We start from the raw sequence: 11,699 nt of genomic DNA on the forward strand, positions 1-11,699 counted from the left end.
CCCCCCGCGCCGAAGGGCTCCTCGCTCTCGAGCAGGGGCTGGAGGAGGAGAAGGACCCGTTCCTGCGCCAGGCACTGCAGAGCATCGCCGACGGCACGGACGCCGAAGACCTGCGAACCCTGCTGGAGGATGAGCTCACCTCGACCGCTGCCCGTAACCGCACCGCTTCACGCTTCTACATGACGCTCGGCGGCTTCGCGCCCACTGTCGGCATCATCGGCACCGTCGTCTCCCTCACGCATGTGCTGGAGAAGCTCGACAAGCCGGACACCCTCGGCCCCATGATCGCGACGGCATTCGTGGCGACACTGTGGGGTCTCCTGTCGGCCAACTTCATCTGGCTGCCCATCGGCGGACGCCTCCAGCGTCTCGGCGAGCTCGAGCTCGAACGCATGACCGTGCTCATGGAGGGCATGCTCGCGATCCAGGCCGGGGCCCCTCCGCAGTTCGTCGGAGAGCGCCTGCGGGCCCTCGTGTCCGAGCGCCCCTCCGCCCGCTCCGGCCGTCGCAGCCGCACCCGCGCCGCGGAGGAGACGGAGACGGAGCCCGCGCCGTGAGCGTCCGGGCCCGTCGCCGCGTGCCGCAGGAGGAGCACAGCGGTCCGGACGAGCGGTGGATGGCGTCCTACATGGACATGGTGACCGTGCTGATGTGCATGTTCATCGTGCTGTTCGCGATGTCGACCGTCGACCAGGAGAAGTTCGAAGCCCTCAGCGCGTCACTCGCGACCGGCTTCGGCCAGGAGCCCTCGGAAGATGTGGATGCCGTCACCGGGGTTGTGGTGCCGCCGGAGCTGGTCGACGAGAAGGGCGAGGACTTCGCCGACATCGAGCTGGCCGCGGCACAGACCGAGTTCGACGAGCTGTCGGCCCTCCGCGAGCGGCTGCGCACGGTGCTCGCCGAGAACGGCCTCGAGGCCGACGTCACCTTCACCATCGACGAACGGGGTCTCACGATCGGCCTCGTCAGCGCCGAGACCTTCTTCACCACGAACAGCACCATCCTCAGCTCGAAGGCGGTGCTGGTCCTCGATGCGCTCGGCTCCGTCCTCGTGACCGCGCCGAACGAGATCTCGGTCGAAGGCCACGCCGACGTCCGCGGATCGGTCGCCCCGTTCCCCACGAACTGGGAGCTCTCGGCCGGTCGATCCACACAGGTGCTGCGGCACCTCGTCGAATCGTCCGGGCTCCCGCCGGCGCACCTGAAGTCGGTCGGGTTCGGCGACACGCGGCCCGTCGCGGCGGGTTCTTCGCCCGCGGCGCTGGCCCAGAACCGGCGCGTCGACATCGTCGTCCTCTCCGACGCGACGGAGGAGGTGCGAGCACTCATCCCCGAAGCACAGGCCGCGCAGCCGGCCTCCTGACCGTTCCCTTCTAACGCACGTCGATCACCACCCGATAGTCGGGTTCGTGGTGATCGAGGACAGCGTGCGCTCCGACGTGCGCACAGCGACGGCGTCGAAGACCGCCGAAGTCGAGGTGTACGACTTCGGCCGTTCGGCGACCCTGTCGCGCGAGCACACCCGCGCCCTGGAGCTGGCCTTCGAGACGTTCTCCCGGCAGTGGTCGGCGCAGCTCTCGGCGAAGATCCACGTGCGCGCCACCATCGCCGTCGAGCATGTCGGGATGCTGACGTACGGCGAGTACGCCGCCTCGCTGCCGACCACGACGACCCTGATCGTGTGCGCGCTGCCCGAGTCCGACGAGCGGCTCATCGTGCAGCTGCCGACCTCCGCCGCCACGACCTGGATCGTGCAGATGGTCGGTGGACGAGCGTCCGCGACGTCGGAGGACCGCACGTTCACCCCGATCGAGCAGGCACTGATCCGCTCTCTCATCGTCGACGCGCTCGAGCACCTGACCGGTTCCCTGGACGGACTGCTCCCCGCCGGCGTCACCGTGAGCGGCATCCAGTACAGCTCGCAGTTCGCCCAGGTCGCGGCATCGGGAGAACCGGTCATCGTCGCCCGCTTCTCGATGCGCCTCGCGGGTCGGGCGGTGCCGGTGAGCATCATGCTGCCGGCGTCGGTCCTCGCCGGCTTCACCGTGCGCACCTCCGACGCCGAACGCGCCGCAGCGCCGGGCCTGGTCCGACGCCAGGTCGAGGTCTCCCCCATCGAGCTCTCGCTGCGTCTGGCCCCGCGCGCCGTGCTCCCCCGCGAGGTGCTCGACCTCGCCGTCGGCGACATCATCTCCTTCCCGCACTCCGCCGATCGCCCGATGCTGCTCGCCGTGGGCGATCAGACCGTCGCCACCGCCGCTGTGGGCAGTGCCGGCGCCCGTCTCGCGTGCGTCGTCGCCACCACCGTCCCCGATCCCGTCTTCGCCGAGGAGCCCGCGTGACCAGCACCACCACCTATGAGTCGGCCGTCGCGGCCGCCTTCGCCGCGTCGTTGCCGACCGCCGCTCCCGTCACCGCCCGCGCCTCGCAGGTGTCCGGGGATACCGGCGACGCCGTGGTCGTGCAGTTCGTCGGCGAGGCGAGCGCGCAGCTCGCCGTGCAGCTCTTCGACGCCGAGACCCTGGTCGACGGGCTCTCCGGAGCACCCCTCGCCGATCGGCTGCGCGACGCGCTGGAAGCTTCGACGAGTGCGCTCGGAGCCGGCGCGCTCGGCGATGCCGTGATCGGCGATGCCTCTCCGCTCTTCTCGAACCCGACCGCGCAGCTCTTCGACCTGCAGGACGATGCGGATCGCACGGTCGGACGCCTCGCCGTCGTCGTCACCCGCGCTCCGGCGGCGGCATCGAGCTCGACCCGGCGTCTGCACCGCATCGCCGGCGTCGAGATGGAACTCACGGTCGAGATCGGCCGCACCCGCATGTCGGTGCGCGATGTGCTCGACCTCGAACCCGGCCGCATCGTCGAGCTCGACCGTTCCGCCGGCGCCCCGGCCGACATCAAGCTCAACGGCCGCATCATCGCGCACGGCGAGGTGGTGGTGGTCGACCAGGACTACGCGGTGCGGATCACCCGCATCCTCGAGAACGTCGAGGCCTGACCCTGGACGACCTCCTGCTCGGCCTGCGGGTCGTGCTCTCACTCGCCGCCGTGCTCGGGGTGCTGTGGTTCCTGCAGCGCCGCGTCGCACGCACGCAGGCGCGTCGGCGCGACGGCGAGGTCATCACGGTGCTCGGGCGGCAGGGCGTGGGTCCGAAGGCACAGGTCGTCGTGGTCCAGACCGAGGACGCCCGGTACGTCCTCGGTGTCACCGAGCACGGCGTGAGCGTCGTCGACAAGCTGCCGGTGAAGACCGCGGCGCAACCCGATGCACACACCCACTGGTCGGCGGCCACCGCGAACGCCGCATCCGATGCCGCGGAGTTCGACCGCATCCTCGCCGCGACCGCCCTGACCGAGACGACCGCGGCATCGCCGACCCGGCCGGCTCCGCAGCGCCGGGTGCGTCATCGGAACGATCCCCTGCGCGGCTCCATCCTCTCCCCCGAAACCTGGCGGCAGACCGCCGAGGCCATCCGGCGCACGCGATGAGCGCGTCCCGTGGGGTCGTCGACGGCCGCGCGCTGCGACGGGTCGCACTGATCCTCCTCGCTGCCTTCGCCCTGGTCGCGGTGCTCACATTGCTCACCGGCACCGCCGCCCACGCCGAGGTCACCCCCGACGACCCGGGCGAGGGCGTCACGATCGACATCAACGGCGTCGACGGCGGCCCCTCGGGTTCGATCCTGACCCTGCTGGGCATCACGCTGCTCTCGGTCGCCCCGGCACTTCTGCTGATGATGTCGTCGTTCACGAAGATCTTCGTCGTGCTGGCGATGACCAGGAATGCCCTGTCGCTGCCCACGATCCCCCCGAACCAGGTGCTGGCAGGGCTCTCGCTCTTCCTGTCGCTGTTCATCATGTGGCCCGTGCTGACCGAGATCAACACGGTCGCCGTGCAGCCCTACATCGACGGAAGCCTCACCTTCACGCAGGCGATCGACGTGGGCCAGCTGCCGCTGCAGGAGTGGATGCTGCGCTTCACGCGCGAAGAAGACCTGGCCCTGATGACCCGGATGGCGGGTCAGCCGAACCCCGAGGATCCCTCGAGCGTGCCGATGTACACCCTCATCCCGGCGTTCATGATCTCGGAGCTCCGCGCCGCCTTCATCATCGGCTTCGTCATCTTCGTGCCGTTCCTCGTGATCGACCTCGTCGTCGCCGCGGCGCTGATGTCGATGGGCATGATGATGCTGCCGCCGGTCATGATCTCGCTGCCCTTCAAGATCCTGCTGTTCATCCTCGTCGACGGCTGGGGCCTCATCATCCGCGCCCTGCTGGAGAGTTACGGGGGTGTCGGATGAGCCCGGAAGCGGTCATCGACATCGGCACCCAGGGCCTGATCATCGCCGCGAAGCTGGCCGCCCCGGTGCTCGTCACGGCGCTCGTGGTCGGCTTCGCGATCTCGCTGCTGCAGTCCATCACGCAGGTGCAGGAGGTGACGCTGTCGTTCGTGCCGAAGATCGTCGCCGTCGGCATCGCGCTGCTCATCGCCGGCAACTGGATGATCGCCGAGATGATCGCCTTCACGAACGAGATGTTCGCCCGCATCCCCACCCTGCTGAGCGGGTGACCGCGTGTTCATCCCCATCGACTTCGCGTGGCTCGAGGCGACCATGCTCGCCGCCGTGCGCATCACCGCCTTCATCATGATCGCCCCGCCGTTCTCCTACGGCGCCATCCCGGTGCGGGTCAAGGCGATGCTCGCCATCGGCCTCTCCCTCGCCGTGGGCACCGCGGTCGCTCCCGGCTACGAGAACCTCGACACCGGCCCATTCCTCGGAGCGCTGGTGCTGCAGCTGCTCACGGGAGCCCTGCTCGGCTTCCTCGTGCTGCTGTGCTTCTCGGCGCTGCAGGCGGCCGGCAGCCTGATCGACGTCTTCGGCGGTTTCCAGCTCGCGCAGGCGTTCGACCCCCACTCGCTCGTGAACGGCGCCCAGTTCACCCGGCTCTTCCACATCACCGCGCTCACGCTGCTGTTCGCCTCGGGCGGGTATCAGCTGATCCTCGCCGGTCTCGCCCGGAGCTTCGAGGCGGTGCCGGTCGACGGCATCTTCGAGGTGGCCGGGCCCGCCGAACTCCTCATCGACGGGGTGTCGCAGATGGTCCTCGCCGCCGTGCAGATCGCAGGTCCCCTGGTGCTGGTGCTGTTCCTCGCCGACGTCGGGCTCGGACTGATCACCCGGGTCGCGCCGGCGCTCAACGCCTTCGCGATGGGCTTCCCGGTGAAGATCCTGCTCACCCTGCTGCTGGCCGGTGCCGTGTACGCGGTGCTCCCCGGCATCGTCGACGCCCTCTCCGGGCAGGCGCTGAAGATGATGCAGGGGGTGCACGAGTGAGCGGCACCGACACCGGGGAACGCAGCGAGAAGGCCACCGACAAGCACCTCAACGAGGCCCGCAAGAAGGGGCGCCTCTCGCGCAGCCAGGACCTCACGGCGTGGCTCGGCATCGGGGCCGCGGCGATCGCCATGCCCGCGGCGATCGCCCTCGGCGCAGGCGCCGGGACCGAGCAGCTCCTCACCGTCACCTCTCTGGTCTTCAGCCCCACTCCGGAGGCGGCGCTCGGTGCATTGGAGCGCGGCCTCGGCTCGGTGCTCCCGACCATCGCGGTGATGCTCGCCGCCGTCGCGATCGTCACGCTGATCGGCGCCGTGGTCCAGGGCGGCGTGCATCTGAAACCGCTCACCGGGCGCTTCGAGCAGTTCAACATCGTCAGCGGCATCCGTCGCGTGTTCGGCCTGCAGGCACTGTGGGAGGGCGCCAAAGCCCTGCTGAAGACCGCGGCGATCGGCATCGCGCTCTGGGTGGTCATCGCCGGTCTGATGCCGGTGCTCACCGCCAGCGGCGCCCATTCGATCTCGCGCCTGCTCGGCACGGCATCCGAGGGCACGGCCGCCCTGCTGCAGACCGCGATCGCCGTCGGTCTGGTCCTCGCCGCGATCGACATGTTCGTCGTCATGCGCCGCAACCGCAAGCACACGCGCATGACCAAGCGCGAGATCCGCGACGAGAGCAAGAACTCCGAGGGCGATCCGCTGATCCGTCAGCAGCGGCGGTCCCGACAGCTCGCCGCCAGCCGCAACCGCATGATCGCCGCGGTCGCCGGATCGGATGTCGTGGTCGTCAACCCGACGCACATCGCGATCGCCCTCCGATACGAGCCCGGTCGCGCGGCCCCCAAGGTCGTCGCGAAGGGTAGCGGTGTGATCGCGGAGCGCATCCGTGACGAGGCCGTGCGCGCCGGTGTGCCGCTCGTGCGCGAGGTCACGCTCGCCCGCGCCCTGCACGCCGCGTGCGAGCTCGGCCAAGAGATCCCCGAAGACCTGTACAACGCCGTCGCGCGCGTGCTGGTGTTCGTCGACGCGCTGCGTCGGCGCGGCGCCGCCCGCGGCATCCACACCCTTCCCTACCGGAGGACCGCATGAGACAGCTGTTCGTCAAGCTCATGGTGCCCATCGGGGTCGTCGGCATCATCATGCTGCTCGTCGTCCCGGTGCCGCCGTTCCTGCTCGACATCCTCATCATCCTGAACATCATGTTCGCGCTCGTGATCCTGCTCACGTCGATGTTCGTGAAGAAGCCGCTGGACTTCTCGGTGTTCCCCTCGCTGCTGCTGGTGGCGACTCTGTTCCGGCTCGGGCTGAACGTCGCCTCGACACGTCTGGTGCTCGGAGAGGCGTATGCGGGTCAGGTGATCGAGGCGTTCGGGGCGATCGCCGTCGGCGGCTCGCTCATCATCGGCGCCGTGGTGTTCCTCATCCTCGTCGTCATCCAGTTCGTGGTCGTCACCAAGGGCGCGGAGCGCGTGGCCGAGGTCGGCGCCCGGTTCACGCTCGACGCCATGCCCGGCAAGCAGATGGCGATCGACGCCGACCTCAACGCCGGACTCATCACGGATGCCGAGGCCCGCGAACGCCGTGCGGAGGTCGCCGCGGAGGCCGACTTCTACGGCGCCATGGACGGTGCGTCGAAGTTCGTGAAGGGCGATGCGATCGCCGGCCTCGTCATCATCATCATCAACCTCATCGGCGGCATCGCGATCGGCATCGTGCAGCACGGCATGGCGATCGACGAGGCCGTGAGCACGTACAGCCTGCTCACGATCGGCGACGGGCTCGTCACGCAGATCCCGGCCCTGCTGATGGCCGTCTCGACCGGCATGATCGTCACCCGCTCCACGGCCGAGGCCGAGATGGGGACGGCGGCATCGGCGCAGCTCGGGCAGTCCCGCAACGCGCTCATGATCGCGGGATGCGCCGCGATCATCATGTCGCTCATCCCGCACATGCCGATGCTGCCGTTCGTCGCGATCGGAGCCCTCCTGCTGCTCGTCGCGCAGCGCATCAAGGCGAACCAACAGCGGGAGGAGGCGATCGCCGCCCAGACCCCGACGGCCGCCCCGACCGACCAGCCGGAGGAGCTGATCGAGAAGATGCGGGTGCACCCGCTCGAGATCCTCCTCTCCCCCGACATCGTCGATCTGGTCACGGGCGGCCCGGACGACCTCCTGGCGCGCGTGAAAGCACTCCGCCGCCGGATCGCCCTCGACCTGGGCCTGATCACCCCGCCCGTGCGCACCCGCGACAGCATCGAACTCGCACAGGCGACCTATGTGATCCGCATCGCCGGGGTCGAGACCGGGCGCGGCACGGCACCGATCGGCTCGGTGCTGGCCCTCGGACAGGGCCTGGAGTCCCTTCCGGGGACGGCCACGCTCGACCCGGTGTTCGGGCTGGAGGGCAAGTGGATCCCTCTGGAGATGCGGCACAGCGCCGAGTTCGCCGGGGCCACCGTGATCGACCGGGCCAGCGTCATCATCACGCACCTCTCCAGCGTGATCCACGCCCACGCCGCGCGTCTGCTGAGCCGCGAGGACGTCCGTCAGCTCACCGACGCCCTCAAGCAGGCCTCCCCGGCCGCCGTCGAGGAACTCACGCCCGCCCTGCTGTCGCTGGCCGAGATCCAGCGCGTGCTCCAGGGTCTCCTCGCCGAGCGCGTGCCGATCAACGACCTGAGCCGGATCTATGAGGCGCTCGCGCTGCGCGCCAGGACGTCGACCGACCCGGAAGGACTGATCGAGGCGGCGCGGGCCGCGCTCGGCCCGGCGATCGCGGCGCGCTTCGCCGACGCGGGCATCCTCCGCGTCGTGATGATCAACCCGCTCCTCGAGCAGGCGATGCTCGAGAACCTGCGTCCCGGCGACGAGGGCACGCAGATCGTCTTCGACCCGCAGCGCATGGAGTCCGTCGTGGAGTCCGTGAAGCAGGCCGTCTCCTCGGTTCGCGAGGGCGGAGAGCCGGTGCTGGTGTGCGCTCCGTCGTTGCGTCCGGCCGTGCGACGACTCGTCTCTGCGCAGACCGACGGCCTCCCCGTGCTCTCCTACACGGAGGCGACGTCCGCCGCGCTCACCATCGAGACGGTCGGTGTCGTCCGTGACGCCGTGGCCCCGTCGATCGGCGCCGTCTCCGCGGCAGTAGGCTGAACGAATGCTGGTTTTGACGAGGCGGATCGGTGAGAGCGTGCGCATCGACGGCGACATCGAGATCACGCTGCTCGAGATCAAGGGCGACAGCGTGCGGATCGGCGTGAAGGCGCCGCGAGAGACGCGCATCCAGCGGACCGAGATCATCGAGGCCGTGGTCGCGGAGAACGTGTCCGCCGCTGCCGAGACCGGCGCCGATGCCGAGGATGCGATCGTCGCCGCCCTCGCCCGTGGCCGCGAGTCGCGCCCGTCCTGACTCGCATACGGACGGAGGATCGTCGTCCGCCGTCGACGACCTCGACCTCTCAGGCGACCGTCGCGTCGGCCTCGGCCGCTCGCTTCCACTGATCGCCACCGGCCTCTCGTGCCCGCGCCGCCGCCCGTCCTGCAGCGGCCACCAGCACGTCGTAGTCGTAGCCGCAGGTGTCGGCCGTGGCCCAACCGATACTGGCGGAGGCGCGGACGCCACCGACGGCCCGGTCGTGGTCGATGTCGGAGATCCGGCTCAGCACCGCCCTGACATGGAACCTGACCGCTTCATCGCTCGCACGGATCACCACGACGGCACGGTCGTCGGCGATGCGCTCGGCATCGGCCAGCGGCGGGAGCGCCTCCTGGATGTCGTCGTGGAAGCGATCGACGATGCGTGCGAACTCCGAGCCCGACATCGCCTCGCGGAGGTCGGCGGGGTCGTCCAGACGCACCTCGAGAATCGACCAGCCGTGGTCGTTCTGCGCCTCCGCCTTCCGGAGCCGCCGACGGGCGCGCTGCGCGATCCCATCCGTCTCGGTGGGTCGGGACTCCCCCGCCCGCACCAGCAGCACGAGCGTGAAGGCCGCGCAGGTCGACACCACGATGGTGCCGACGGCGTTCATGCCGCGCAGGGCGTCCAGCTGTTCCGCGGAGCTCGCCGTGCCGATCGTGAGCGCACTGATCGCGCTGGCGACCGACACGATCACGAAGCCGCAGGACGCCAGGGCGAGCGGGAGAATGATGTCCCGCGAGACCGGCTGCCTGCGCAGCAGCTCGTAGGCGACGAGACCGGCGAAGACGCCGCTGCCGACGAAGACGAGGTTGAAAGCGGACAGATACCAGGGCGAGTCCGATGTCGCGACGAGCAACACGGGAGCGACGGCCACGAACACCACCACGATCCACCAGGGAGCGCGTCGTCCGAGGTGCACCCGCAGACCGATCCAGATCAGCGGTTCGAAGCAGAGCAGCAGCGCCGATGCCGCACTGCGAAGCGGCTGGAAGTCGTTCTGGTGCCCCGCGAGCCAGAGGTACGCACCGAGCATGCCGAGCCCGAACGCGGCACCCCAGATCACCGTCGCCCGCGAAGGGCGGGCGAGCGTGGCGAGGCCGAGCACCAGCACCGTCAGGACGGTGACGACCGCGACCATGCTCGTGGTGATGTCGACGTTCACGGGCACGAGAGGCGTCATGCCTGCACCTCTTTCTTACGACGGCGGGGAAAACGGAGTGTGACGGTGGTGCCCTGCCCCACCTCGCTCGTGACCTCGATGGTGCCCTCGTGGGCGACCACGATCTCGCGGGCGATGCCCATGCCGAGACCGGTGCCGGCGATGCCGCCGCGGATGGCGGCGTCGGAACGGAAGTACGGCTCGAACAGCCGGGGCAGCTCATCCGGCGCGATGCCCATGCCCGTGTCGGAGAGGACGAGCTCGGCCTGCGCACCCATCGCCCGCAGCCGGGCCGTGATGCGCCCACCGGAGGGCGTGTACTTGACGGCGTTGCTGAGCAGATTGTCGAGCACCTGACGCAGCCGGAAGGCATCCCCGTGGATGATGAGGGCATCCACGCCGACGATTTCCAGCACCTGGCGATTCACCGCGATCAGCGGCGCAGCGGATGCGGCGGCGGCATCGAAGATCTGACGAAGGTCCACAGGCTCGAACGGGTCCTCGGTCGGCGGCACGGTCTGGTCCAGCATGGTCGTCACGAGCTCCTGCATCCGCTCTCCGGCATTGGCGATGACCTCGAGCTGCGCGGGGACCCGGCCCGGCAGATCCTCGCGCTCGCGCAGCAGGTCGACGTGGCCGACGATCGCGGTGAGGGGATTGCGCAGCTCGTGGGAGACGATCGCGGTGAGTGCGCGGCGCTCCTCTGCTGCTTCGAGGAGCATCGTGACGTCGTCGATGACGACGAGCGTGATCTGGTCGCGCGCCTTCGCGCTGGCCACCGTCTGCGTCGTCACCTCCAGCGCACGCCACTTGCCGGTGCCGTCGAAGAGCCAGACGCGCTCGTCCTGCAGCTGCTCGCCGGCGGCCGCCCTGGCGAGGGTCGTGCGCTCGGGGGGCACGGTCGCGCCGCGCCGTCCGTCGTACTCCACGGCCGCCGTGGGCAGTGCGGCTCCGAAGCGATCCCGCCCGTACAGCACCCGGTAGGCATCGTTCATCTGCAGGATGCGTCCCTCCGCCGTGACCACGACGAGGGCCACCCCGAGCGCATCGATGATCTGCGTCACCCGATGCTGATTGGTCTCGGCACGCTCCGCGGCGCGGTTGATCTGCTCGGAGCGACGCTGGAGGAGCCGCCGGGAGGCACGCGCCCGCTGCGCCCCGATGCGGACCGTCACCCCGAGGAAGCCCAGCGTGATGATCGCGGTGAGCACGCGCAGCAGAACGTCGGCCGGCGTGCCGGTGCGATCGGAGAACACCACCAGACAGAGGCCGATGAAGGCGATGCCTCCCACCACCCACGGCATCGTGAAGTACGACGCCAGCCACACGACCGGGAAGACCCACAGGAACCCGAGCCGCAGGTCGGGAGCGTTGGTGGTCAAGCCCACCGCGAGCGCGTCGAGGAACGGCACGACGGTCACCGCGTTCGGGGGGAGGCGGTGCCACGGGACGAGCAGCGTCGCGATGGTCGTGACGACGATCAGCGTGATCCCCGCGAGGAAGAAGGGTATGCCGAGAGTCTGCGGCTTGAAGGCTGCGACCATCACGACGATCGCCACCATGCTGCCGGTGAAGACCAATTGCCAGCGCCAGATCGACACGGTACGGATCATCGACGCTCGCCCTCCCCCAAGAACCTCAGCTTTACCGCAAGATTACTCAAAGATCGCGGGAGCCAGCTCTTCAGGCACCCCCACAGCCCTAGCATTCTGAGTGGGGGCCGACACTGCGACTGGGGAACAACGCAGACGCTGGGGCCACGCGAATGGGGATTCGCAGGCACCGGGGCCGCGG

At 69.5% G+C, this 11,699-nt stretch carries 13 protein-coding genes; 11 read left to right on the top strand and 2 right to left on the bottom strand.

Annotated elements, in window-relative coordinates; all coding sequences use genetic code 11:
- The 11 genes from ACNPM4_RS06040 to csrA form a co-directional block, all read left to right on the top strand.
- On the top strand, window positions 1-557 hold a 557-nt coding region (locus ACNPM4_RS06040; protein WP_448985064.1), incomplete at its 5' end, for a motility protein A.
- Window positions 554-1,363 (top strand): flagellar motor protein MotB, encoded by an 810-nt coding sequence (locus tag ACNPM4_RS06045; protein WP_448985065.1) that lies wholly within the window; start codon window positions 554-556, stop codon window positions 1,361-1,363. The genes ACNPM4_RS06040 and ACNPM4_RS06045, both read left to right, overlap by 4 nt.
- A gap of 46 nt (window positions 1,364-1,409) precedes the next feature.
- Entirely contained in the window at window positions 1,410-2,342 is a 933-nt protein-coding gene (locus ACNPM4_RS06050) for a flagellar motor switch protein FliM (protein WP_448985067.1), read from the top strand.
- Entirely contained in the window at window positions 2,339-2,998 is a 660-nt protein-coding gene (gene fliN, locus ACNPM4_RS06055) for a flagellar motor switch protein FliN (RefSeq protein ID WP_448985068.1), read from the top strand. The genes ACNPM4_RS06050 and fliN overlap by 4 nt, the downstream gene beginning before the upstream one ends.
- Before the next feature lie 32 nt (window positions 2,999-3,030).
- A complete protein-coding gene (locus ACNPM4_RS06060; RefSeq protein ID WP_448985069.1) occupies window positions 3,031-3,489 on the top strand; it encodes a FliO/MopB family protein in 459 nt (152 codons plus the stop codon).
- The gene (gene fliP, locus ACNPM4_RS06065; protein ID WP_029261099.1) at window positions 3,486-4,301 is read left to right on the top strand and encodes a flagellar type III secretion system pore protein FliP; all 816 of its coding nucleotides are present in this window, start codon (window positions 3,486-3,488) and stop codon (window positions 4,299-4,301) included. The genes ACNPM4_RS06060 and fliP overlap by 4 nt, the downstream gene beginning before the upstream one ends.
- A complete protein-coding gene (gene fliQ, locus ACNPM4_RS06070; protein WP_029261100.1) occupies window positions 4,298-4,570 on the top strand; it encodes a flagellar biosynthesis protein FliQ in 273 nt (90 codons plus the stop codon). The genes fliP and fliQ overlap by 4 nt, the downstream gene beginning before the upstream one ends.
- A gap of 4 nt (window positions 4,571-4,574) precedes the next feature.
- Window positions 4,575-5,336, top strand: a complete 762-nt coding sequence (locus ACNPM4_RS06075) for a flagellar biosynthetic protein FliR (protein ID WP_105711644.1) — start codon at window positions 4,575-4,577, stop codon at window positions 5,334-5,336.
- Window positions 5,333-6,424, top strand: coding sequence for an EscU/YscU/HrcU family type III secretion system export apparatus switch protein (locus ACNPM4_RS06080; protein WP_448985070.1), 1,092 nt, complete (start codon window positions 5,333-5,335; stop codon window positions 6,422-6,424). Before ACNPM4_RS06075 ends, ACNPM4_RS06080 begins: the two co-directional genes overlap by 4 nt.
- Window positions 6,421-8,481, top strand: a complete 2,061-nt coding sequence (locus ACNPM4_RS06085; RefSeq protein WP_448985071.1) for a flagellar biosynthesis protein FlhA — start codon at window positions 6,421-6,423, stop codon at window positions 8,479-8,481. The genes ACNPM4_RS06080 and ACNPM4_RS06085 overlap by 4 nt, the downstream gene beginning before the upstream one ends.
- Before the next feature lie 4 nt (window positions 8,482-8,485).
- A complete protein-coding gene (gene csrA / locus ACNPM4_RS06090) occupies window positions 8,486-8,737 on the top strand; it encodes a carbon storage regulator CsrA (RefSeq protein WP_105711647.1) in 252 nt (83 codons plus the stop codon).
- A 49-nt stretch (window positions 8,738-8,786) separates the two neighbouring features.
- On the opposite strand, the gene ACNPM4_RS06095 is transcribed toward csrA, so the two are convergent.
- Together ACNPM4_RS06095 and ACNPM4_RS06100 are read right to left on the bottom strand one after the other, a co-directional pair.
- On the bottom strand, window positions 8,787-9,926 hold the full coding sequence (locus ACNPM4_RS06095; protein ID WP_448985072.1) for a hypothetical protein: 1,140 nt from the start codon (window positions 9,924-9,926) through the stop codon (window positions 8,787-8,789).
- On the bottom strand, window positions 9,923-11,518 hold the full coding sequence (locus ACNPM4_RS06100; protein ID WP_448985073.1) for a sensor histidine kinase: 1,596 nt from the start codon (window positions 11,516-11,518) through the stop codon (window positions 9,923-9,925). Before ACNPM4_RS06100 ends, ACNPM4_RS06095 begins: the two co-directional genes overlap by 4 nt.
- Between the last annotated feature and the right edge of the window lie 181 nt (window positions 11,519-11,699).

The sequence above is a fragment of the Microbacterium umsixpiens genome (genome assembly GCF_053543675.1).

Excerpts from the sequence above, each read along its gene's own strand:
- ACNPM4_RS06095 (WP_448985072.1), bottom strand. The coding sequence starts at position 9,926 with ATGACGCCTCTCGTGCCCGTGAACGTCGACATCACCACGAGCATGGTC.
- fliQ (WP_029261100.1), top strand. The coding sequence starts at position 4,298 with ATGAGCCCGGAAGCGGTCATCGACATCGGCACCCAGGGCCTGATCATC.
- csrA (WP_105711647.1), top strand. The coding sequence starts at position 8,486 with ATGCTGGTTTTGACGAGGCGGATCGGTGAGAGCGTGCGCATCGACGGC.
- ACNPM4_RS06085 (WP_448985071.1), top strand. The coding sequence starts at position 6,421 with ATGAGACAGCTGTTCGTCAAGCTCATGGTGCCCATCGGGGTCGTCGGC.
- ACNPM4_RS06100 (WP_448985073.1), bottom strand. The coding sequence starts at position 11,518 with ATGATCCGTACCGTGTCGATCTGGCGCTGGCAATTGGTCTTCACCGGC.
- fliP (WP_029261099.1), top strand. The coding sequence starts at position 3,486 with ATGAGCGCGTCCCGTGGGGTCGTCGACGGCCGCGCGCTGCGACGGGTC.